The organism is Winogradskyella eckloniae (assembly GCF_013249045.1).
Taxonomy (GTDB): domain Bacteria; phylum Bacteroidota; class Bacteroidia; order Flavobacteriales; family Flavobacteriaceae; genus Winogradskyella; species Winogradskyella eckloniae.
Genome location: NZ_JABRWP010000006.1, coordinates 104,653 through 126,902 on the forward strand (window position 1 = coordinate 104,653; position 22,250 = coordinate 126,902).

Sequence of the window (22,250 nt, forward strand, 5' to 3'; positions counted from 1 at the left end):
CATTATGAATTTAGCTGCTTTACATAAAAGTTTATTGTTAATAGCTCTTTTTACGGTATATACAGCCGTTTCACAAAATGATAAGCATTATCCAAAATTTAATTGGGACAAGGTTCCAGTAGCTTTTCACTTTGGGAAAAAAGGAGATTTGCTAACCAAGTCTGAAGCCGAATTTATAGCAGAGCGTTCAAATTTTACGGTTTTAGAAAAGGCGCATGGATTTCCTAAATATAAACATTCGGAAGAGGCCATTGCGGCAGATGCAGAAGTGTTAAAGAATTTAAATCCAGATATGAAGGTGGTATTCTATTGGAATGCGTTTTTAGATTACAATATGTATAAAGCGCATGAAGATTACCAAACGAATTCAGATTGGTGGCTTAAAACAAAAACAGGCGATTTAGATGTAAAGAATAATAGAATTAAACGTTACGATTTGTCTAATTCTGAAGTTCGAGAATGGTGGTCTGATGTCGCAGAAATTAATTTGAAAGATAAAAACATTGATGGTGTTTTTTTTGATGGTTTAGTGCAAGTAACCAATCCTGGGAATAAAAAATTGTGGGGAACTGAAAAATTTGAAGCCATTCAACAAGGTTTAAAGGATCTAATAAAAGAGACTAGAGCCAAAATTGGAAACGATAAATTAATTGTATATAATGGTATTCGCTCCACACCAAAAAGAAATAGTGAAAATGATTTTCCAGAATTTACGGATGCCATCATGATTGAGCATTTCGGATATTTTAATAGCAAAACGAAAGAAAGTATGCTTAAAGATATCCAAGAAATGGAAAAAGCTGGTAAAAGTGGAAAAATTGTGGTGTTTAAGACATGGCCAGAAAATGCTTGGTTAAACAAAGCTTTTATGACTAAATCTGAAAAAGAAAAAGAAGAAATTTCTAAAAAACATTTAACTTTTGCCTTAGCTTCTTTTTTGGCTGGCGCGCAAAAGCATTCTTATATCAGTTACAATTGGGGTTATCGCTTAGGAATGGGTTCGCTGCTATGGTATCCTGAATTTGATAAACCGCTAGGGAAACCTTTAGACGAGATGCAAGTAGATGGTTGGATTTTAACCAGAAACTATGAACATGCTAGTATTTGGGTTGATTTAGAAAACAAGAAAGCTACGATAGATTGGAAAATACAAAATTAATATCATGAAAATAAGCGCCTACTATTACTTAATAATGTTGGTGGGCTTAACAGCTTGTCAAGAACAAATAAAATCAACACCTCAAGTTAATAAGCCCAACATCATCATATTTTATGCAGATGATATGGGGTTTGGTGATTTACAAATTCAAAACCCGCAATCTAAAATACCTACACCTCATTTAAATCAATTAGCAAAAGAAGGTCTAATAATGACAGATGCACATAGTTCTTCAGGAGTTTGTACGCCAAGTCGCTATGCATTGTTATCTGGTCGTTATCATTGGAGAGATTTTAATGATATCGTACACGCTATGGGTGAATCTGTCTTTAAAGAAAATCAGGTAACATTACCTAAAATTCTAAATAATAACGGTTACAACACAGCAGCTATTGGTAAATGGCATTTAGGGTGGAATTGGGAAGCGATTAGAAAAAAAGAGATTACACAAAAAGTAAAAGCTAAACATGGTAAAAAAGAAGTAGAAGTTTGGCCAGCTCTAGCTTATGATTGGGGAAAATCAATTCCTAAAGGTCCTTTATCAATAGGTTTTGATTCTTATTTTGGTGATGGTACTATAAATTTCCCACCTTATACATGGATCGAAGACGATAAAGTAAAGGAAATTCCTACATTAACATTACAACATCCTAAAGAAGATTTTGCATTAGAAGGTAATTGGGAACTACGACCAGGACCAGCTGTTAAAGATTGGGATTTTTATAAAGTGTTGCCAACCGTTACGCGTAAAGCTGTTACTTTTATAAAAAATCAGGAAAAAGCAAAAGCACCTTTCTTTCTATACATGGCGTTTCCTTCACCTCACGCACCTATAATTCCTAATGAGGAGTTTAGAGGAAAGAGCAAAGCAGGACCATATGGCGATTTTGTGTACCAAACTGATGATGCTGTCGGTCGTATATTAGAGGCTCTAAAAGCGATTAATGCAGATGAAAACACTATCGTGATTTTTACTTCAGATAATGGTTCAGAGCGTTATGCATACGAGCGTATCAAAAATTACAACCACGATAGTTCTCATCCTTTTAGAGGTGTAAAAAGGGATATATATGAAGGAGGGCATCATGTTCCTTTTATTGTAAAATGGCCCAAACATATAGAACCAGGTACTACGAGTAATCAATTGTTTAGCCAAATCGATATCCTAAACACATTGGTGTCGCTAACAAATAGTGAATTACCAGATGGTTTTCAGCACGATAGTTATAATTTTTCTGATGTTTGGTTAACGAATACAGTTGAACCTATAAGAGAGATTATGGTTCATAATACTTGGTCTTCAAAATATGCGATAAGAAAAGGCGATTGGTTATACATTAATAATAAAGATGGTTACCACACCAGAATTCCAAAATGGTTTGATGAAGGACAGCGTTTCAATACCGCTAAGGATACAATTCAGCTCTTTAATCTTAAAGACGACGTTGGCCAAAACACCAATTTAGCAAGTCAGTACCCAGAAAAAGTGAATGAATTATCGGCAGCACTACTAGACGAGCAAAAAAGAGAAACTTTTGGAGATTAATTGTGATAGCAGAATGAGTTTTATAAAACAAATTGCGCTTTTATTAGTAACTATTTTAATGTGTTCTTGTAATGATGCAAGAAAGGCAACTGTATCGAATGTAGAAACAGAAGTATTGTCTGGCGATTCGCAACCAAACATTATTTTTATTTTCGCAGATGATTGGGGATACGGTGATTTAGGCGTATATGGAAATTCAGAAATTGAGACTCCAAATTTAGATAAAATGGCTTCAGAAGGCACACGCTTTACACAGTTTCATGTGACTAGTGGTGTATGTTCGCCAAGCAGAGCTTCTGTTTTAACTGGTCATTTTCCAGCAAGACATCGTGTGCACGGACATTTTGCGGGCAACGAAGTTAATGCCAAACGTAATATGCCAAATTATTTAAATGATTCCTTGCCTGTTTACCTGCCTCAAATTATGCAAAAAGCAGGCTATGTAACAGCACATTTTGGGAAATGGCATTTGGGTGGAGGCGGCAAACCACATGGTGATCCTTTAGCTCCAGAACCTAAAGTATATGGTTATGATGAAACTCGAGTTTGGAATGGGAATGGACCAACCTGGAAGGGCGATCAAAAATGGCCCACTACACGTTATATGGATAGTGATACGTTATGGGTGCAAAGTTCGAGCAGAATTGCAGTAGATGAAACGATAGATTTTATTAAACGAAATAAAGGGAAACAACCAATGTTTGTTAACCTGTGGTTAAAAGATCCACACACACCCTTATGGCCTTCCGAGAAGCAACGAGAATCTTTTAAAGGTTTATCACCAAGTAAAGAAACCTATTATGCGGTTTTAAAGGACGCTGATTTTCATGTAGGACGTTTGTTATCGTTCATATCAGAAATGGGATTAGATGATAATACCTTAATAGTGTTTTCTAGTGATAATGGTCCTGCAGGATGGGGACCTTCTAAAGAAGCAGGATCAACCGCAGGTTTAAAAGGAAGAAAAGTGGATATATTTCAAGGTGGTGTTGTGGTGCCTTTTATTGTAAAATGGAAACATCATGTCGAAGAAAATAAGGTAGATTCTACAAGTGTTTTATCTACGGTAGATTTATTACCAACTTTTGCGAGCTTGGCACAAACAGAATTACCAAGCGATTATAGTATAGATGGTGAAAATATCAGTTCTATTCTAGCAAACAATAGTTTTAATAGAACGAAGCCTTTATTTTGGGAGTGGCGTTTTCCTAAAGAGACAACCAATCAGTGGGCACAAGGAGCCGTTAGAAAAGGCAAATGGAAACTATTATTTAATGACAACCTAAAAAGAGAAGCGCTCTATGATATTTCTAAAGATCCTTTTGAGAAAAATAGTTTAGCCGAAAGTAATAAGCAACTCGTGAATGAATTTAAAACTCTTTGGAAAGCTTGGAAAAATGAACTACCTAAATAATTAAACAACAGTATTTACCTTCAAAATTTAGTATTAAAATGAAAAATAAACTAATTATATTAATAACTCTTTTGGGACTTGTATTTTCATGTACATCTCAATCCACAAAAACTGCACCTACTCATAAAGCTAAGCAGCCTAATGTTATTGTAATCATTACCGATGATCAGGGTTATGGAGATTTGGGTGCACATGGTAACACTTTAGTTAAAACGCCCGCTTTAAATAAATTTCATGATGAATCTGTACGATTAACCGATTTTCATGTAGGGCCAACTTGTGCGCCTTCAAGATCTGGTTTAATGACTGGGAGGTATGCGAATAGAGTTGGTGTATGGCACACTATAGGAGGTGTTTCAATATTAAGAGAAGATGAGGTAACTATGGCAGAAGTGTTTCAAGAAAATGGATACGAAACAGCGATGTTTGGAAAATGGCATTTGGGAGATACTTACCCTTCTAGACCACAAGATAAAGGATTTAAATATACCATAACACATGGAGGAGGAGGTGTTGGCCAAACACCAGATTATTGGGATAATGATTATTTTGATGATACCTATTTTAAAAATGGTGTACCAACAAAATACGAAGGCTATTGCACGGACGTATGGTTTGATGAAGCGATAAATTATATTGAAGCACATAAGGATCAACCATTTTTTACTTATATTTCTACTAATGCACCGCACTTACCATACAATGTTCCAGAAAGTTATTATAACCAATATAAGGATTTAGATATTCCTGAGTTTCAAAAGATATTCTATGGAATGATTACTAATGTAGACGACAACTTTGCGAAGCTTCAAAAGAAACTTGAAGACTTAAAAATTGCAGATAATACCATCGTTATTTTTATGACAGATAACGGAACTGCTTCAGGATATAAAACAGTAGGTGGTAAATTATACGGTTTTAATGCTGGAATGAAAGGTACAAAGAATAGTGAATATGAAGGTGGACACCGTGTACCGTTTTTCATCTCGTATCCAGAAAAAAATATAAATGGAGGTAAGGATGTAACCGATTTAACGGCTCATTTAGACATTTTACCAACATTAGCTACTTTATGTAATTTAGAATTACCTGAGGGTCAAAAGGAAATGGACGGATCGGATATTTCTTCACTTCTATTAGGGAAAGAGAAAACCATTGGTAGAGATTATCTTATTACCGATTCACAACGTGTACAAAGTCCAATAAAATGGAGGAAAAGTGCTGTGATGTCTGGAAAAATGCGATTGGTTAATGGTAAAGAATTATATGATATCTCTAATGATCCAGGTCAAGAAAATGATTTAGCAACACAGTTTCCTGAAAAAGTAGAACAAATGCGAGGCTACTATAATGAATGGTGGAGTTCTGTTTCTACAGAGTTTAATCAATTTCCTATTATCGTTTTAGGTTCAGATCATCAAAATCCTATAGAATTGACCTGTCATGATACCCATGTCCACGATTCTAAAATACCATGGAATCAGAATTATATTAGAGAAGCACAAAAGAACCCTGTAGGAGGTGAGTTTACTGTAGCGTTTGAACAGTCTGGTACATATAGTATAGAGTTAAGTAGATGGCCATTTGAGTCTCATTTAGCAATTAACGCAGCTGTAGCTGGTAAAGAAGGGACAATCTCTACAGAAGCCATTGCAGAAGGTAGAACTATGAATTTTAGATCTGGTGGTGTAAAAATTGGAGCTTGGGAACAAACTAAGACTGTAGCAAAAGACGCTAAGGTTATTCGTTTTACAGGGAATTTTACTAAAGGTGAAACCGATATGAGCGCTTGGTTTACCACAGATAATGGAGAAGATTGGGGCGCATTTTATATTAGAGTAACGAGAGTATCAAAAGAATTCACTATGATAGACTAATCTAATAAAAGGATGATATTGAGCAAAACTCGTTTTGGAAAACATTGAATAGACTAAAAAAAGGGAAAGTTAAATTTCCCTTTTTTTAGTGATATATAAGAAAGGTTTTAGTTTATTCTTTAGATGCTAGCATATCTGGAGTTGCAACGGTTCTAAAGCCCATATGATCAGAACCAGAATCTGTTGAAACGCCCATTTTAGCAGAAATTCTAAAACTAGCACAGTATGAGGCATGACATAAAAATGAACCACCTTTCATTATATGTTCTACTTGATAAGGATTGTTGGGATTAAAATATTTTTCTGCGCCTTTCGGATTTAGAATTGGTTTAGTTGTGTTTAATTCATTATAGTAGTTGACATTAAAAAAATCACTCGTAATTTCCCATACATTTCCCGTCATATCATACAATCCAATACTGTTTGGAGGATAGGATTTTACAGGTGAAATAAATTCAAAACCATCTTGAGAGTCGTTCTTGGTAGGAAATACACCTTGCCAAGTGTTGGCATTTGAATCTAGTTGAGCAGCATCATTGCCCCAAGTAAAAATGGTATTTGTATTTTTTCCTTGTGCCGCAGATTCCCATTCAGCTTCAGTAGGTAAACGTCGATTTGCCCATTTGCAATATGCTAAAGCATCTTGGTAAGCTACATGTACTACTGGGTAATCCTCTTTTCCCTCAATAGTAGAATCAGGACCTTCAGGATGTCTCCAACTTGCACCTGTTTTCCAGGTCCACCATTGACCATAGTTTTCCATATTTACAACAGCATTTACATTTTTGTTGAATATTAAACTACCAGGTTGTAGGATAGAATCATGAGGTTTCGGAGTGTTTGGAGGTAGTTCCTTACTCATCTCTTCCCAATCAATTTCGCGTTCTGCAATAGTGACGTAATTTGTAGCATCTACAAAGGCTTTAAATTGTTTATTGGTAACCTCAGTAACATCTATAAAAAAACCATCTACAGTAACCCAGTGTGCAGGTTTTTCTCTTGGCATGGCGTATTGATCTGAATCTTTAGCACCTTGTAAAAATGTTTTTTGCGCAACCCAAAGCATACCTTCAGGCGCTACTGTTTTTGGTGTAGTTTCGGTTTTATCTACCCTTACGGATTCATCGGTTTTTTTATTGTTTTGATCTTTACAGCTAATTACGAATAGAACCAGTGTTAATACCAAAACGAAATTTGGGAGTTGTAGTGATAAACGTTGTTGATGCATATTGTAATGTTTAATGTTTTTTTCTTAATATAAATAAAGAACAAATTAGGGTTGGTCTTTTCATAAAATCGATTTCTAATTGTAAATAAACTAATTTAGAGTCACAATTCATTTATAATTAGTGTTAATTTATGCATATAAACTTTAGCGTTATATGTTCGTTATTATGGTGTAAACAAAAGGTGTTATTAGCGTACATTATTTAGATAAAAAAAACCGTAATATCTTTTCAAATATTGCGGTTTTTGGATGATTTTTATAACTTAAAATAAGATACTTATAGCCAACCCGTTAATAGTTGATTATATAGTTTTAATTAATCATAATTTTTTGTGATCTATTTTGAGTACCATTTGTTAATTCTACAATATAAATACCTGTTTTTAAAGCATTGACATTAATAGTATTTGTGGTGTTAAATGTGTCCAGTTCGTCTTGTAATACCAACCTTCCCTGTATATCGTATACAAAAGCGGATGTCTTTGTTTGTAATTGACCTTTTACTATTACAGTGTTTGTAGCCAGATCAGAATAAATACTTAATCCATTTAAAACGTCATCTTTTATAGATAATGCTGTTGATGAGTAATGGATATAAAATCGTCCTGTTCCGTTTAAATTTTCGGATGGTGTAAAAACATAATCACTATTATTTAATAAGGTCCAAGTGTTAGTTACATTGTCTTCAAGATAAACGTTAACGGTAGAAGGAATTGACGTCGTTTCAGTATTTAAACCTATTGTTAATTGCGTGTTTGCTTCGCTTTTAATACCCAAAGGAACAACCACATCATTAAAATCATTATAAGGTAAGGCTTGAATCGCAAATTCCACATTCGCATTATTTTCTACTAAATGTGTGAAAATACCATCAGCAGAACCGGCATAAGCACCAGCATCATATCCTGGATCTAAACCACGAGTCTGATTATTTGCAAAATAGATTTTAGTAGAATAGTTGGATGATTGGTTGGATAAAAAGATTTCTGAAAGTACAAAATTGGGTGTTTCGGATCGGTTTGCAATAAAATCATCAGAAGCACCAATAGTTCGCATTGCAGGTGTGAAGGTCACAGTACCACCACCAGATTTAGCTCTAACAAAAAAGCTTTGTCCAGGAGTAATTTTGTCACTAGCGTTAAAGGCATTCCAGATCGTGAAATTACTGCCATCTGAGTCATCAGCATCGTAGCCGTAAATTGCTTGGTATGCTCCTGAATCGAAGGCACTTGCGTTTTCTGTAAAGAAAGCCCCAAAATCTATATATGAAGGAAATGGGTTGCCTATTAAATTCCAAGTTTTATAATTTCCCGTGGCTCCTGGTGTAGTTGTTTCATCAGTAATATTTACCAAGATATTTTGCACTGGTGAGTTTAAAATATAACCCTTAAAGTAAATCGTGCTACCTGATGTAGTACCTGCTCTATAACCTATTCCTGGTGTTATGAGTTCAGTAGCATCAATAACGGTATCCATAGTTTCGTATTGGCCTGTTGTATTGTTGAAAGGGCCAAATAATTTTTCAGAGGTATTCGTTGGGTTTTCGAAAAGATCTCCATTAAAAGGGTCTGTTGCAAAAGTATCAAAATCAAGACTAACAGGAGAAGCAATAAGATCGTTGCCATTAGCTACGGAATTAACATATCTAAAATAACTTATTTGATCTGTTACAGATCCATTAAATATAAGGCTTGCAAAACTAGTAGAGTTTGAGTTTGCCCAAAGATTGTGTCTAGTGATGGCATCTCCATTGATGGTAAGTGAGTAACCCGGATTTACTGTAACTCGTTCTAATATACCAGGATCATTTCTGTTGGTGAAATTATTTACAACGACATCAGAGTTTATAATTAAGCTACCAAGAATTAGGACATTATCTGTAGGTCCAGGTACTGTTCCTCCAACCCAAGAAGAACCATCTTCCCAATTTATGTTTTGACCAGTTGTAGATGTGTATGTAACTTTGTTAATATAACCAGATGCGTCTTGAGAAAGGGTGCCATCCACAGGTTCTACACCATCTAGAAGCCAAGTGTCTAATATGGCTTGTGGCACGTCCGTTGCTGAATTTCCAATTTTCAATGTTCCATTTTTTAAGTTTTTTAAATTCACAATGCCTCCATTGCTAATTGTAGATCCTGAAAAATGTACTAATGTTACTGAAGGGTCAAAGTCTAATTCTAATGTTTGTGTATCTACTATAAGATCGGTCATATTAGCTTGGTTGGCATTAAATACGACTTCTGAAGTGCCAGAAGATATGTTAGACCTATTGATAGATCCTTCAATACTATTTGTTCCGTTAACGATAACGCTACCATTAGCCCCATTGAAGTTTATTGAACTGGTTGACGAAATAAATACATTATTAGTATTAGAAATAAGTTGAGATGTACCGTTGATAGTAAAATTTCCAGTAAAACCCGTTAAATCAGAAGTAGAACCTAGTTCTAATAATCCTTGTGTCAACTCTATCTCACTAGATCCTGTAACAATGCCATTAAATTCTGAAGTGGTATTGTTAATATTAGTAATGGTAAGAAGGTTTGTACCTAGGGTAAGTGTGCTTCCGCTTGTGAAAACTAGTAGACCGTTATTTCTAAATCTTTTAGCATCAACATTTACTGTAAAGTTACAATCAAAATTGACCACAGATCCAGAAGTTGCATTATTTATAGTGTTTGTCGCACCAACATCTCCAACAATTAAGGTGCCGTTCGATACTGTTTTTGTTGATGAGGTAGTGAATCTAATGTCTTTTATTGTACGTGCAACTGCTTCTAAATCTACATCAGTCGTTATGGTAGCCCTTCCAGTGGCGATGGTGTTGTTAGACCAGTTAGCAAGATTAGTCCAAAGGTCGTCGGTACCTGCCGTAAAAGTTTCGTCTTGGGCCATAAGCAGAGGGCTGCCCATGCCAACAAAAGCAAAAAGAATAAGAAATTGTAGTGTTTTAGTCATGATATTAGTACGATTAATTAATTTGATCAAAATTAAATCTTTATGAAAAATTCATATTGCTTAAATAGACCAAAAGTATTCTCATTTCTTGTATTAGCTTTGTTAATGCGGTATAGAACAAAATATATAGGTAGTAACCTTCTAGAATTTAATGCAAAGAAAAAAGTAGAGAAGCGTGTGGTGTTAAAGTAAACCTAAACAAATTTAATTGCGAATTAGCAAGATAATCATATAGGATAACATGGTTAAAAGTTTGATTGTTTGAGTTAGTCAACAGATATACATTAAAATACAAAACCCAATCAAATAAACTTGATGGGTGTTTGTATTCTAAGTCACAACACAGTTGTGAATATTGTGGAGTCGGAGAGAATCGAACTCTCGTCCAAACAAGTAACCAAAGGGCTTTCTACACGTTTATTCTTTTCTTAGGTTTTCGACTGCAAGCTGGTTAAAGACAACCCACTTACAACTTAGCTTTTTAATCTCGAAAAGGCATCAAAGCGCTACCTCATCTTAGTTAATATTTACGATGCCTCAAAAAAGAACGCCACTAACCAAGGCTTTCTGGAGACATTTAGCTTTTCTACCTAGTAGAAATGAGCACGAAATCTTACTATAATTCAGATTATGCAGCTAAAGCGTAGTTATTCTCGCCGTTTAAAATTTGGTCTAGCCTTTAAGGTGTTTCAATGCCATTACACCACGTGCTTACCATTTAATTAATCTCGCTGTCAAAACCAGTCGACCCCTTAATGAAATAGTAAATTTTTAATTTATGTCATTGAATTAATCCAAAACTTGCTTCAGGAACTCATCAATTCATAAATAGTCATATTATTTGGGCGTTCCCTTATCAGGTCGGGCTATCCGCTATATCTTTTGCTAAAAAAAGCAAAAGGATGCCGCTACTATCCCTAACGCGCTACACCAGGAAACCGTATTAAAATTTCAAGGACTGCAAAATTACTAAAAATACTGAAGCAAATGCCATACCAAACCGGTTTTAAAAGTATTTTAAGAAATAATGGCAGAATCATAAAAATCCTAAAGATTAAAAAAATGATTTAATCTATTATAGTGACTGGTTTTGGTAAAAATAGATTTAAGGTTTATCGAATGTAAAGACTTAAACTATACTCAAATTGAGTATTTCAAATTAAAAAAATCAGACTTAGTTTTACTAGCATCAAATATGCCTATTAAATGCGTATTGTTTTGTATGTGCAGATGTTATAATATCGCACGTCATACTGATACCAACCCTAACCAATATATCATGAAAAAACAAGTGCTACTTTCACTTGCCCTAATCGTATCTGCAGCCTATCTAACGCTTAATGCCCAAAACTGGAATGAAATTATTAAAGCCACAGCCTCCGATGCTGCTACAGAAGGTCGTTTTGGATATTCTGTTGCCATAGATGGCAATTATGCTATTGTTGGTGCTTATCTAAATGACGATGCAGGTTCAAATTCAGGTTCCGCCTATATTTTTATGCGCTCAGGGAATACTTGGACAGAACAAGCTAAATTAACTGCTTCTGATGCTGCTGCAAATGACTTTTTCGGCTTTTCCGTTGCTATAGCTGGCGATTATGCCATTGTTGGTGCTTATGGAAATGATGCTGCAGGTCCATCTTCAGGTTCCGCCTATATCTTCGTGCGCTCAGGAAACAGTTGGGCAGAACAAGCTAAACTGACGGCATCCGACGCTGCTGCAAATGACTTTTTCGGCTTTTCCGTTGCCATAGAAGGCGATTATGCCGTTATTGGTGTTCATCAAAACGATGATGCAGGTCCAGAGTCAGGTTCCACTTATATTTTTGTGCGCTCAGGAAATAGTTGGACAGAACAAACCAAACTGACGGCCTCCGACGCTGCTTTAGGTGACTATTTTGGGTATTCCGTTGCCATAGATGGTAATTATGTAATTGTTAGTGCTCGTTTGAATGACGATGCAGGTTCATCTTCTGGTTCCGCCTATATCTTTGTGCGCTCAGGAAATAGTTGGACAGAACAAACCAAACTGACGGCCTCTGACGCTGCTTTAGGCGACTATTTTGGCTATTCCGTAGCCATAGATGGTAATTATGCCATTGTTGGTGCTGGTTTTAATGACGATGCAGGTTCAAATTCCGGTTCCGCCTATATTTTTATGCGCTCAGGAAACAGTTGGGCAGAACAAATCAAACTCACGGCATCCGATGCTGCATCCCTTGATAATTTTGGTTATTCCGTTGCTATAGCTGGCGATTATGCTATTGTTGGTGCATCTGGAAATGATGATGCAGGTTCTGGTTCTGGCTCTGCCTATATCTTTATGCGCTCAGGAAACAGTTGGACAGAACAATCTAAACTGACAGCATCCGATGCCGCTGCAAGTGACAGTTTTGGTTTTTCCGTTGCTATCGCTGGTGATTCTGTCATTGTTGGAGCTTTTGGAAATGACGATGCAGGTTCTCGTTCAGGTTCTGCTTACTTTTTTGAAAAAGAGCCACCAGCTATTGTTCTTGATCAAGCTAATTTATTAGATATAATAGAGGAATGCGAAGCAACACCAACAGCACCTACAGCAAACAGTGGAGCAATTTCCGCAACCGCAGATGTTGCATTCCCAATCACAACACAAGGAACAACAGTTGTAACGTGGACATACGATGATGGTAATGGGAATACTGAAAGTCAAACGCAAAACATAATCATTGACGATACAACAGTACCAATCTTATCCTTTGCTATTCCTTCAGATGCGTTGATAGATTCATGTACCACTGAAGTTATAGTGCCTGCTCTTATAGTATCTGATAATTGTGTAAACAATAATTTTGCTCTAGACTTTGATGGTGTTGACGATATGGTGACTATAAATCAAACTATAGGTAGTTTTAAAACCATAGAGTTTTGGATGTACACTGAAAATGGAATTAATGGTTCGGAAGAATTTGATTATTTATTCTCCTTTAATGACTCTAATTTAAAATACATCGGAACTGGAAATTTTACTTCAAATTACACTAATGAAACTTTGAGTATGGTAACTAATTTTGGTGAGATTATGACTACATATGCTGTTATTCCTCCAGGTTGGAATCATATTGCTTTTACAGGAAATGGATCTTCCTTTAACCAAATTATTATAAACGGAGAAAGTAAGCCTGTTGTAAATAATGGGTTTCCTCAAGTTTTTGAGGCAACAACCACTTACTTAGGACAATTTCCTTCCTCTTCAGTAAGCAGGTTTAATGGAAAACTTGATGAATTGCGTTTTTGGGATATCGCTAGGACAGAACAAGACATTGCAAATGATTATGAAGAAATGATTGATGCTTCAATAACAGATCTTTTAGCTTATTATGATTTTGAAGATGGTACAGGAAATAGTACTCTGACTGATAAAACTGGAAATGGAGCACAAGGTGTTCTCAATAATATGGATATTAATTCCAATTGGGTGTCTACTACATCGCCTGCGACTTCTGTAAGCCTAACCAATGATTTTACTGGCACTTCTGATGCATCAGGCACATATCCTGAAGGGGAAACAACAGTTACTTGGATAGCCACGGATGCTAATGGTAATACTAATACATTACAACAAATAGTAAATATTGACTGTAGTATTATCTATACCTTTAATAATGGTGTTTGGTTACCAAGTGATCCAAGCGGTATAGCTACAGCAAATGATGATATTTTTATTACATCGGGTGATGCAACTATTGGTTCTAATACAGTAGCAAACTCAGTAAGCATTGAAGCCGGTGCATCACTTACAGTAAATAACATACTAACCGCTACAAATATTACATTAAACTCTACTTCAACTAGCTATTCTAGTTTGTTAACTGGTGCGGTTGGAAGTGTAGTAGGATCTATAAGTTATAACCGTTTTGTTAACGCTAATAGCTTAGGCAATGATTTAATATCTGCACCGCTTTCGGGTCAATCGTGGTCTAGTTTTTTAAGTCCTGAAAATGCCACAGCCTTGTTAGATAATGGAGAATTACCTGCAGTATATGCGTTTGCACCTTTTGATAAAACAACAGGCGATTATGAGAATTACGACGTTAATACAACAGTAAATTTAACCAGTGGTACAGGATATAGAGCGGCAACAGATTCTGGTGAGACACTAATCTTTACAGGTACTATTCCTGATGCAGTGAATGTGAATATCTTGGATAGCGGACCAAATTTCACACAATGGAATCTTGTTGGTAATCCATATCCGTCTTACCTCAATGTACATGCATTTTTAAACCATGAGGTCGATTTGGGTGTTTCAAACATAGATTTATTTGCAAATGGATCTGCAGCAATTTATGGTTACAATGCTTCCGAAGAAAATAAGTGGACAATTTACAACCTAGCCAATACAAATACTTCAACATTAATAGCGCCAGGTCAGGGCTTTTATGTAGCTGCAGATGCTGCTCAGGTCGCAGCATACGATTTAGAATTTACTACAGATATGCAAACCACAGGGACAAATGATGATTTTATTTTAGGGCGTAGTACCGCATTAATTTATCTTAAGTTAGCCTTAAGTTCTAGCACAAAATCGTATAATACTGAATTTTATTTCAACGATAACGCCAGCCAAGGTTGAGATAAAGGCTATGATGCAGAACTTTGGGGCACAACAGATTCAGATTTTGTAATTTATTCGCAATTAGTTCTAGACAATAGCGGAAATGCAATGGCCTTACAGACCTTAAATCCATCAGATCTTACTGAGGTTTCTATTCCCTTAGGTATAAATGCTAATCAAGGTGAGCAAATTCAATTTAGCATTGCAGAATCGACTTTACCTAATTCTGTTAATGTTTATCTAGATGACGTTCTGATGCAAACTTCAACTTTATTGAATAACCAATCATATAGTATAGTGCCTTCATCTAATATCTCAGGAACGGGAAGGTTCTTTTTACGAACTACTGTAGAAGCTTTATCAATAGGTGCATCAGAATTTGAGGATTTAAAAGTCTATTATTTAAAGGATTTTAGCGCGCTCTTTATAGAAGGAAAAATAGCAAATCTTACAAAAGTGGATATTTACGATTTACAAGGTCGTGTTGTTTTAACAATGCCACTCGATTCTGATGTTTTTGAAAATAGAATCAATTTGTCTTCATTTAAAACAGGCGTATATATAGCGAAAGTGAGAAGTGAAACCCAGCAGAAAATTTGTAAAATAATAATCCATTAGAGGCACGGAAGAAAAATCTATTTATTAGATATACGAATAATATTAATCTTGGAATTTTTTATAGCGTCTAGCAAAAAATCTTTGTTATAATTGAGAAATAGTTAAAATCATACTATTTTCGTCAAAACTAAGATATTCCCTTACGTGGGAGAGAAAATTCCTGTAATATGACATTCGCCATTATTAAAGAACGTAAAAACCCACCAGACAGACGTGTGGTTTTTTCGCCACAACATTTAGCAGAAGCCAGAACTCTATTTCCAGAAGCTACATTTATTGTAGAATCTTCTGATATAAGGATTTTTCCTGATGAAGCATATTCTAGTTTAGGTTTTGAAGTTTTAGACGATGTATCTCATGCTGATGTTATGATTGGTGTAAAAGAAGTGCCAATTAAAAATTTAATTCCGAATAAAAAATACTTTTATTTCTCTCATACCATAAAGAAGCAGCCTTACAATAGAAAGCTTTTAATTGCCATGTTAGAAAAAAACATAGAAATGTATGATCACGAAACCATTGTTAAAAAAAATAATGCCAGACTCATAGGTTTTGGTCGTTATGCAGGTTTGGTTGGTGCTTACAATGGCTTTAGGGCTTTAGGTTTGCGAGATAAATTATTTACCTTACCTAAGGTAGAAACTTTAGCGGATTTAGATGCTGTAAAAGCTGAATTAGATAAAATTACAATTCCAAATATCAAAATTTTATTAACAGGAACAGGGAAAGTGGCCTATGGTGCCAAAGAAATTTTGGACCATTTAGGTATTAAACAGATCAGTGATGCGTTATATCTCACAAGTCAATTTACCGAGCCTGTTTATGTTATGGCAGATGTTATGGAATATGCTAAACGTATAGATGGAAAAGTAGGTGAAAGGTTAAAATTTTATAAAGATCCAACGGGTTACGAGAGTAATTTTATGCCATATGCTAAAGAGACAGATTATTTTATAGCAGGTCATTTTTATGGTAATAATGCCCCTTATTTATTTACAAGGGAAGATGCTAAGCATCCTGATTTTAGAATAAATTTAGTGGCTGACGTTTCATGTGATATTGATGGTCCTGTAGCAAGTACAATTAGGCCATCTACAATTGCCGATCCTTTTTATGGTTATGATGCAAAATCGGAAAAAGAAGTTGCTTTTGATGCCATACAAGCCATAACGGTTATGGCAGTAGATAATTTACCATGCGAATTACCAAAAGACGCAAGTGAAGGTTTTGGAGAAACATTTTTAAAACATGTGATTCCTGCCTTTTATAATAATGATGACGATGATGTATTAAAACGTGCTAAAATGACAGAAAACGGTAAATTAACCGATCGTTTTACATATCTGCAGGATTATATAGATGGAGAATAAAAATAAAAAGTTAGCCTTAGTTACAGGAGCCGCGTCAGGATTAGGTTTTGAGTTGTCATTACTTTTGGCTAAAGATGCTTACAATTTAATATTAATAGATATTGATGCAGATCGGTTGGAGGAAGCGAAAAATAATATTTTAAAAGAACACTCAACTGAAATAACGACATTATTAAAAGATCTAAGCCTACCCGACATTTCGCTCGAAATTTATGAAGCCATAAAAGGACAGCCTATAGATGTATTAATTAATAATGCAGGTTTTGGATTATTTGGTACCTTTTGTAATACGGATTGGGAGCGCGAATCACAAATGTTAAACCTCCATATATTAACAACCACACATCTTTTAAAGCTGATATTGCCAGATATGGTAAAACGAGGGAAAGGTAAAGTTCTTAATTTATCATCTTTAGCAGCATTTCAACCAGGTCCTTTAATGGCTTTGTATTATGCTTCAAAAGGTTATATTTTATCGTTTTCTGAAGCCATTTCAAATGAATTAAAAGGAACAGGAGTTACAGTAACGGCTTTGTGTCCTGGTCCAACTAAAACTTCATTTCAAAGTGTTGTGTCTCAAGATACGTCTGAAAATAAAATTGCCTTTAATATGGCTTGTCCAAGAGACGTTGCTGAATATGGTTACAAAGCCATGCATAAAGGAAAGGTTGTTGCAATTCCTGGTACTATCAATAAATTTTTATCTGTGTTGCCTAGAATACTAACACGAAACAGAACAACTAAAATTGTTCGGAAAATTCAAGATAAAAATAGAGCTTCCTAAATTTTAAAGCGGTTTATAATCTATTACGTTTAGATTGTTACTTTTTAAATTGATGTATTGGTAATTCACATGGTCGTGTTTGTCAAACTCTCCGTTTTTATTGGTGTCAGATATACTTTTAAAATATAATCTATTCAATTTCGGAATCACTTTCCAATACGCAATTTTTGCTAAATCTGGTGTCAGTTTTTTTAAATTTTTACCATCAATGGTACTGATGTAAAGCGCTTCAATGTCTTCAGAATTTATTTTTGAATCTTTGTTAGTGTCGGTATCTCTAATGGTGTAAATTAAATATTGAAATCCTGTCTGTTCTCTGATGGTCTCAAGAAATCTTACAGAGGTTATTTCAACTATTTTATCTGTTAAGGCTGTTAGTTTTTCAGAATTTATATGCTGAAATTTTAGATTACTAAATTCCCCTTGAATGGAAAAGTCGTTATAATTTGAAACCGAAAAGGAGTTGTAGCCGCGTTTACCAGAATAACTAGAAAATCTCGATTTGTATTCTGTAATATGTCCAATGGGATGAATTAAATAGTCTGTACTGTCAATTAAAATGGGTAAGTCTGCAATTTCAATTTGAGAACTATCTTTTTTTACTTCTGTTTCTATGGTAGCATCATGATTAATTCTGTTTGTTCGTCTTTCATCACAATTAGATAACGTTAAGGCAAGTGCAAATATTAAAATTATGGATTTCATGTTTTCGTTTTTTAATTGTTTTCTAAGGTATTTAAATTCTTAAACATCCAAAAGCCTACGACTAAGAATAGTCCAAATCCTGTGGTAAAGAGCCATGCTTCATAATGTTGAAAAGGAGCAATAATGATATTTATGATATCCTTAAATAGTATGTGAGGACCACTTATAATTTCCCAAGAATTGTATCTTAAAAAACGACCTAAATAAACACCAAATCCGCATAAAAATAAAATGACTGCTGTAATGGTTTTTATTGGAAGTTTTTCAAATTTAGAAGCAACGAGATTTTGCATATCAATCACAGATAAGTAAAACAAGAGCAAGCCGCTTAATGCAAAGGATAGAACCACTAAAATATCGAGCCATAGAAATGCGTTGTTACCAGCTCTAATATGTATTAAATCGGTAACAATATAAGGTGCGTTTGGTAAGAAGGCTAACCAAACCAAAAAGCCAAATACAAGGGTTAGTTTACTTACATTCTTTTTGGTACTGAGGTACATGGTAATGGCATAAGGAATGATTGCTAGGAAGACATTCCAAATTAAAAATAAGTAGAAGAAAGATTTATTCAATTTAATTCTAACCAGTAAAGATATGCCACTAAATACTAAGGCAACACTAATTAATGATAAGGTTTTAAATTGATTTTGAATTACGTTTTTTATCAGATTCATAAGGTAATATTTTGAAGTGAATTATATCTCGTAATTGATTTCTCAACCACCAAAACAGTTACGATACCTAAGGTGTAAGCGACCAAATCTGTAAACTGAAACGTACTCCCAAAAATGAGTTTCGCAGTATAACTATCTTGTAAGTTAAAGTAGGCTAAGAATGGTGTGAGTTGGAGGAACTCAATACCAAAAGCAATTATGAGGACGACTAAACTAGAGGCCCAAACACTCATGTTAGTGCATCCTCTAATAATTGCATATAATAAAATAACAACAAGATAATCGCTAAACGTATGACGAATAAATCCTGTTTTTAATGTGAAAGCAATAGCCAATTCTACCAGAAAAAGAAAGTGAGCTAGGCCTAAATAGTATTTGTTAAATTGAATTTTCATGATGTGATGTGTGTTTTATTTGATGGCTATTGTATCGCCCAAAAATTTTGGTTCTACATTAAATAATAAATCTAAACTCGCTTTTGCACGCGCTAAATATTCTCGTGCTGGTCGTTTAAAAACGTCTTTGGCGTTATAAGCAATGGCATCAATTCCAAAATGTTGCGCGATATAAATAGCACGTTCATTATGAAACTTTTGAGAAATAATAGTGAGCGCATCTTGGCCAAATATTTCTTTGGCTCTAACTATGGAATCAAGCGTTCTAAAACCAGCATAATCTAAAAATATACGTTCTGCCGGAATGCCTTTTTCAATTAAATCGTTTTTAAAATCTGTAGGTTCATCATAGTCTTTTCGGCTGTTGTCTCCACTGACTAATATGTATTCAATTTTTCCGGCTTTGTAAAGCGCAACGGCTGCATCAACTCTGTGTTTGTAAAATAGATTAATGTTACCACTAGACGCCAAACGGCTTGCACCAAGTACGAGTCCGACTGTGTTTTTTGGAATACTATCCACATCATTGTAAGTCAATCCTTTGGCTTTGTAACCAACCCAATGAAAGGTAGCTAAGACACCTATGGTTACTAAAATACCTGCTAGAATTAATAGTTTTAGTTTTTTCATGCTGTGTTTAAATTAAGATTGAATAGTTCATTTTTTGAGAAAATAACATCTCTAAAATCTGAAATAGAAACGTGTAATAATTTCTGATAATCGTAATGATGAAATGCATTGGCAGCCTTTCCTGTTTTAAAAGAGTTATAGTAATATTTATAATAATCTGGAAGGATAGCAATACCCAAAATTATGGCGCCATACAAATACGGACTGCGTTTTCCGTTGCCATAACAAAGGCATTGAAGTGCAATTTCATCTTCTACTTTAGTGCTGTAACCACAAAGTACATGGTAACAATCGTGTCGTTCAACTTTTGGGATTAATTCAAAATTATTTTCATCTAAAAAATCGCCTAAATGTCTTCCAAACGACGCCTTCGGATAGTTAAGTAAATCGGCTTTAGACACTTGCCAAGGTTGATGATTTTTAAACATAGATGTATAGAAACGTTGCGAATGTTCAAACAGCCAAATGATGAGTTGTTTCCGCTTGTCTTTAAATATTTTCAATAGGTTGTTCATGGTAAATTGGGATGATGTTGTTCTATTAAACGTGTTGTGGTAGTGTATGTTTTTTTACAATGTTTCAACTTAAAATTCCAAATTAAAAGTGCAAAACAGTAAACACCTAATGCGTAATACGAAGCAACAAAGGCAAAATCAAAACCGATTAGGATTGTTGCTAGTATTGCGGATAAAACCATCATGTAATATGGAAACTGATTTTTAAAAACATACATTTTATCGTTCGGTTTTTTTGAAAACCAAAACATACTAGATATACTAATTCTTAGTATGAGAAATGTAAATCCGACACCAAAGAAAATGGCAATTAGAATTAATCCAAGCATGTTATTTAGAATTGAGTTTAAAATTATCGTATTGTAACTCTTGCCAATTACTGGTTCTTAATTCATAGATGTATTTGTGATATTTAGATTTAATTTGAGCAACATCTTCTTCATCTAGCGCTTTAGTGTTTAGTTGTTCATTTAATATAAAAGTGTTGTTATCAGAAAGGTTGAGTAGATATTTAAAATCCATTGATTTCGCATAATTAAAATTGTAGTTCGTAATGTGATAATCCCAGTTTACAGTGCTAGATGCTATGAGGATGATAAACGCGGCTTGCGTATTGACTCTAAACAAATACCAATTGTTTTTAATGGAACCTATTTTTAACAAGGTCGTTGCCAAACCAATTGTTGCTAAGATTAAATACACTAAAACACCAATTCTTTTATAGGTTAACCCAAAGTAGTAGATGTACTGACTGTTTTTAAATGTGATACTAAAAACAAGAAGAATATTGAGAATAATCCAAGTGTAGGCTAAACGTTTTAGAGTTTTGTTTTGCTCATAGAAGTTGAGATTTCCTCTAAAAACGTAAAGTAATATCATAATGGCAATGACAATAGATGCAATGAGTGCATTAATACCACTATGCACTTGGGCAGAAAAAAGCGAGGCTTTTATTTCGAAATCTGAAGTTATAAATGCAACATCAGTGATGAGGTAGAGTACTATAAGAGCGTTTAATAATGAAATAAGAATCACGCCAAGTTGGTTTTCTTGCTTAAGTTTAGGTAGTGAAAACGTACTGGTTTTTTGTAAATCATTTTCCGTTTTTAAATCTAATTCTGTAGCAGGTTCTACTTCAATTGGTGCATAGATATTATTGAATAGATAATAACCCAAACCAGCCACTAATAACCATTGAATATTAACGAAGCTAAAATCTATTTGGTCAATAATATTACTAAATACAGGATTCCCTTCTTTATACAATGCAATAAAAGTGATAAGAATTACAGCAGGAATCAATATGATTTTTGCCCAATGTAGATAGTCAATAGGTTCTTTTTCTTCTATATCCTCGTCTTTAGATTTTGTATTTGCTAATGCAAAATTTCTGTGGAAGAAACCAGCAATAGTGGTATACAATCCATTAAGCCAATTGATATAAATGGACGATTTCGTTTCAGAAAGATGGCCAATTAACGTGAAAAATGCCACGAAATTGGCAATAATTGAAAGTGTAGAATTATGAAAAAATATAGTTAAACCTGTAATAAGATACGCAGCCGAATAGATTTGGGTTTTTCTGTTTTTAAAATGCGATTTATTATTAATAAACAGAATTACAACGGTAAGTATACTAAATAGAAATAGGTTAAGTCCTATGGATTGGTCGTAGAATAAGGTGCTAAATAATAAGGCTGCGATAAAGAGTGCTAATTTTTTCATATTTAATTATTTTAAAGTACTTTGTATTTCAAAGTAAATGATTAAAAAAAAA

Annotated in this window: 17 protein-coding genes and 1 other RNA gene; 8 read left to right on the plus strand and 10 right to left on the minus strand. The window is 34.5% G+C overall.

Annotation, left to right across the window (positions count from 1 at the left end; genetic code table 11):
- The first annotated feature begins 4 nt into the window (after window positions 1-4).
- Genes HNV08_RS11705 through HNV08_RS11720 form a run of 4 tightly spaced genes read left to right on the plus strand, consistent with a single transcriptional unit; the run spans window position 5 to window position 5,996 of the window.
- Window positions 5-1,159 carry a putative glycoside hydrolase gene (locus HNV08_RS11705; protein ID WP_173281513.1) on the plus strand — a complete coding sequence of 385 codons (1,155 nt, stop codon included), beginning with the start codon at window positions 5-7 and terminating at the stop codon, window positions 1,157-1,159.
- 4 nt (window positions 1,160-1,163) lie between these two features.
- Complete coding sequence (locus tag HNV08_RS11710) at window positions 1,164-2,705, plus strand: sulfatase family protein (protein WP_173281514.1); 1,542 nt, start codon at window positions 1,164-1,166, stop codon at window positions 2,703-2,705.
- Between the two features lie 13 nt (window positions 2,706-2,718).
- On the plus strand, window positions 2,719-4,119 hold the full coding sequence (locus HNV08_RS11715; RefSeq protein WP_173281515.1) for a sulfatase family protein: 1,401 nt from the start codon (window positions 2,719-2,721) through the stop codon (window positions 4,117-4,119).
- A 38-nt stretch (window positions 4,120-4,157) separates the two neighbouring features.
- Window positions 4,158-5,996, plus strand: coding sequence for an arylsulfatase (locus HNV08_RS11720; protein ID WP_173281516.1), 1,839 nt, complete (start codon window positions 4,158-4,160; stop codon window positions 5,994-5,996).
- 112 nt (window positions 5,997-6,108) lie between these two features.
- Here HNV08_RS11720 and HNV08_RS11725 read toward each other — a convergent pair whose 3' ends face one another.
- The 3 genes from HNV08_RS11725 to ssrA form a co-directional block, all read right to left on the minus strand.
- Entirely contained in the window at window positions 6,109-7,224 is a 1,116-nt protein-coding gene (locus tag HNV08_RS11725) for a formylglycine-generating enzyme family protein (RefSeq protein ID WP_173281517.1), read from the minus strand.
- Between the two features lie 312 nt (window positions 7,225-7,536).
- Window positions 7,537-10,185: a T9SS type A sorting domain-containing protein gene (locus HNV08_RS11730; RefSeq protein ID WP_173281518.1), complete on the minus strand. Its 2,649-nt coding sequence runs from the start codon at window positions 10,183-10,185 to the stop codon at window positions 7,537-7,539.
- A 355-nt stretch (window positions 10,186-10,540) separates the two neighbouring features.
- Window positions 10,541-10,937, minus strand: a transfer-messenger RNA (tmRNA) gene (gene ssrA, locus HNV08_RS11735).
- A 527-nt stretch (window positions 10,938-11,464) separates the two neighbouring features.
- Here ssrA and HNV08_RS11740 point away from each other — a divergent pair.
- The 4 genes from HNV08_RS11740 to HNV08_RS11755 all read left to right on the plus strand — a co-directional run bounded on the left by HNV08_RS11740 (window position 11,465) and on the right by HNV08_RS11755 (window position 17,551).
- The gene (locus tag HNV08_RS11740; RefSeq protein WP_173281519.1) at window positions 11,465-14,797 is read left to right on the plus strand and encodes a LamG-like jellyroll fold domain-containing protein; all 3,333 of its coding nucleotides are present in this window, start codon (window positions 11,465-11,467) and stop codon (window positions 14,795-14,797) included.
- Window positions 14,798-14,887: 90 nt separating this feature from the next.
- On the plus strand, window positions 14,888-15,397 hold the full coding sequence (locus HNV08_RS11745; protein WP_173281520.1) for a T9SS type A sorting domain-containing protein: 510 nt from the start codon (window positions 14,888-14,890) through the stop codon (window positions 15,395-15,397).
- Between the two features lie 167 nt (window positions 15,398-15,564).
- Window positions 15,565-16,767 carry an NAD(P)-dependent oxidoreductase gene (locus HNV08_RS11750; RefSeq protein WP_173281521.1) on the plus strand — a complete coding sequence of 401 codons (1,203 nt, stop codon included), beginning with the start codon at window positions 15,565-15,567 and terminating at the stop codon, window positions 16,765-16,767.
- Window positions 16,757-17,551, plus strand: a complete 795-nt coding sequence (locus tag HNV08_RS11755) for an SDR family NAD(P)-dependent oxidoreductase (RefSeq protein ID WP_173281522.1) — start codon at window positions 16,757-16,759, stop codon at window positions 17,549-17,551. The genes HNV08_RS11750 and HNV08_RS11755 overlap by 11 nt, the downstream gene beginning before the upstream one ends.
- A 3-nt stretch (window positions 17,552-17,554) precedes the next feature.
- Here HNV08_RS11755 and HNV08_RS11760 read toward each other — a convergent pair whose 3' ends face one another.
- From HNV08_RS11760 to HNV08_RS11790, 7 genes are read right to left on the minus strand one after another with little or no spacing between them, the layout of a single operon-like run.
- Window positions 17,555-18,256 (minus strand): hypothetical protein, encoded by a 702-nt coding sequence (locus HNV08_RS11760; RefSeq protein WP_173281523.1) that lies wholly within the window; start codon window positions 18,254-18,256, stop codon window positions 17,555-17,557.
- A gap of 11 nt (window positions 18,257-18,267) precedes the next feature.
- Entirely contained in the window at window positions 18,268-18,933 is a 666-nt protein-coding gene (locus HNV08_RS11765) for a DUF1361 domain-containing protein (RefSeq protein WP_173281524.1), read from the minus strand.
- The gene (locus HNV08_RS11770; RefSeq protein WP_173281525.1) at window positions 18,930-19,328 is read right to left on the minus strand and encodes a ribosomal maturation YjgA family protein; all 399 of its coding nucleotides are present in this window, start codon (window positions 19,326-19,328) and stop codon (window positions 18,930-18,932) included. The genes HNV08_RS11765 and HNV08_RS11770 overlap by 4 nt, the downstream gene beginning before the upstream one ends.
- A gap of 15 nt (window positions 19,329-19,343) precedes the next feature.
- Window positions 19,344-19,958, minus strand: a complete 615-nt coding sequence (locus HNV08_RS11775) for a SanA/YdcF family protein (protein WP_173281526.1) — start codon at window positions 19,956-19,958, stop codon at window positions 19,344-19,346.
- A complete protein-coding gene (locus tag HNV08_RS11780; RefSeq protein ID WP_173281527.1) occupies window positions 19,955-20,473 on the minus strand; it encodes a hypothetical protein in 519 nt (172 codons plus the stop codon). The genes HNV08_RS11775 and HNV08_RS11780 overlap by 4 nt, the downstream gene beginning before the upstream one ends.
- Entirely contained in the window at window positions 20,470-20,802 is a 333-nt protein-coding gene (locus tag HNV08_RS11785) for a hypothetical protein (protein ID WP_173281528.1), read from the minus strand. Before HNV08_RS11785 ends, HNV08_RS11780 begins: the two co-directional genes overlap by 4 nt.
- Before the next feature lies 1 nt (window position 20,803).
- Window positions 20,804-22,198, minus strand: coding sequence for a DUF4153 domain-containing protein (locus tag HNV08_RS11790; RefSeq protein WP_173281529.1), 1,395 nt, complete (start codon window positions 22,196-22,198; stop codon window positions 20,804-20,806).
- Window positions 22,199-22,250 lie beyond the last annotated feature (52 nt).

What these genes read in the sequence shown, in the direction of transcription:
- HNV08_RS11720 (WP_173281516.1), top strand. Translation starts at nt 4,158, where the DNA reads ATGAAAAATAAACTAATTATATTAATAACTCTTTTGGGACTTGTATTT.
- HNV08_RS11715 (WP_173281515.1), top strand. Translation starts at nt 2,719, where the DNA reads ATGAGTTTTATAAAACAAATTGCGCTTTTATTAGTAACTATTTTAATG.
- HNV08_RS11745 (WP_173281520.1), top strand. Translation starts at nt 14,888, where the DNA reads ATGGCCTTACAGACCTTAAATCCATCAGATCTTACTGAGGTTTCTATT.
- HNV08_RS11705 (WP_173281513.1), top strand. Translation starts at nt 5, where the DNA reads ATGAATTTAGCTGCTTTACATAAAAGTTTATTGTTAATAGCTCTTTTT.
- HNV08_RS11725 (WP_173281517.1), bottom strand. Translation starts at nt 7,224, where the DNA reads ATGCATCAACAACGTTTATCACTACAACTCCCAAATTTCGTTTTGGTA.
- HNV08_RS11755 (WP_173281522.1), top strand. Translation starts at nt 16,757, where the DNA reads ATGGAGAATAAAAATAAAAAGTTAGCCTTAGTTACAGGAGCCGCGTCA.
- HNV08_RS11790 (WP_173281529.1), bottom strand. Translation starts at nt 22,198, where the DNA reads ATGAAAAAATTAGCACTCTTTATCGCAGCCTTATTATTTAGCACCTTA.
- HNV08_RS11775 (WP_173281526.1), bottom strand. Translation starts at nt 19,958, where the DNA reads ATGAAAAAACTAAAACTATTAATTCTAGCAGGTATTTTAGTAACCATA.
- HNV08_RS11740 (WP_173281519.1), top strand. Translation starts at nt 11,465, where the DNA reads ATGAAAAAACAAGTGCTACTTTCACTTGCCCTAATCGTATCTGCAGCC.
- HNV08_RS11710 (WP_173281514.1), top strand. Translation starts at nt 1,164, where the DNA reads ATGAAAATAAGCGCCTACTATTACTTAATAATGTTGGTGGGCTTAACA.
- HNV08_RS11765 (WP_173281524.1), bottom strand. Translation starts at nt 18,933, where the DNA reads ATGAATCTGATAAAAAACGTAATTCAAAATCAATTTAAAACCTTATCA.
- HNV08_RS11785 (WP_173281528.1), bottom strand. Translation starts at nt 20,802, where the DNA reads ATGCTTGGATTAATTCTAATTGCCATTTTCTTTGGTGTCGGATTTACA.
- HNV08_RS11750 (WP_173281521.1), top strand. Translation starts at nt 15,565, where the DNA reads ATGACATTCGCCATTATTAAAGAACGTAAAAACCCACCAGACAGACGT.
- HNV08_RS11780 (WP_173281527.1), bottom strand. Translation starts at nt 20,473, where the DNA reads ATGAACAACCTATTGAAAATATTTAAAGACAAGCGGAAACAACTCATC.
- HNV08_RS11730 (WP_173281518.1), bottom strand. Translation starts at nt 10,185, where the DNA reads ATGACTAAAACACTACAATTTCTTATTCTTTTTGCTTTTGTTGGCATG.
- HNV08_RS11760 (WP_173281523.1), bottom strand. Translation starts at nt 18,256, where the DNA reads ATGAAATCCATAATTTTAATATTTGCACTTGCCTTAACGTTATCTAAT.
- HNV08_RS11770 (WP_173281525.1), bottom strand. Translation starts at nt 19,328, where the DNA reads ATGAAAATTCAATTTAACAAATACTATTTAGGCCTAGCTCACTTTCTT.